The following is a 634-nucleotide window of genomic DNA, read 5'->3' as shown; positions in this document are numbered from 1 at the left end:
ATTCAAGATTAAATGATGGTGATATTTGGCCAGTCATTTCAGGTGCTATCAAAATAGACTTAAGTAGCGTTGGATACTTAGCAACTATTGGAGTGCTGATATTGATGCTGCATGTAATTGCACGCTCTAAAACAAAGCTATTCCAGCGCATGTTTTCGCTTTACGGTAGCATTATTGCGACTGTTGTTGTTATTTTAGAAACATCAACAGCTGCATTCATCACTCAATATGATGTAAGGCCTAACCGGTTATATATTGAATATCTTGATTACCCACAAGAAGTATTCTCGATGCTAATTCATGGTCACCTTTTAGCAATGCTAAGTACATTACTTGTGGCGACAATAACAAGTATTTACAGCTATCGCCTTTTATATAGAGCATTCACAAAACCACAAGTACAGCCACTGAAAAAAGTAGCTAATTTATCTATTCTTATGGCTGTTTTAATGCTTTGTTTCCTTGCTGCCAGAGGTACATTGAGCCACCGGCCGCTTAACCCTGCATTAGTCTATTTTTCTCAAGATTCACTAGTAAATTCACTTGTTCTTAACTCCACTTACAGTGTTGCGTTTGCGCTGAAAAACATGGGTAACGAAAAAAGTGCTAGCAATTTGTATGGCACAATGCCTCA

Annotated in this window: 1 pseudogene; it reads left to right on the top strand. The window is 37.7% G+C overall.

Features of this window, described 5'->3' with window-relative positions:
• Window positions 1-149: 149 nt before the first annotated feature.
• Window positions 150-634 (top strand): annotated as a pseudogene (locus tag PSI06_RS21070) (LTA synthase family protein); the annotation flags it as partial.

Origin of the sequence: Pseudoalteromonas sp. GABNS16E (assembly GCF_028598715.1) — a bacterium.
Classification (GTDB): domain Bacteria; phylum Pseudomonadota; class Gammaproteobacteria; order Enterobacterales; family Alteromonadaceae; genus Pseudoalteromonas; species Pseudoalteromonas atlantica.
Note: the sequence above shows the minus strand (reverse complement) of the source record. Positions and strands in the feature narration are given on the sequence as shown.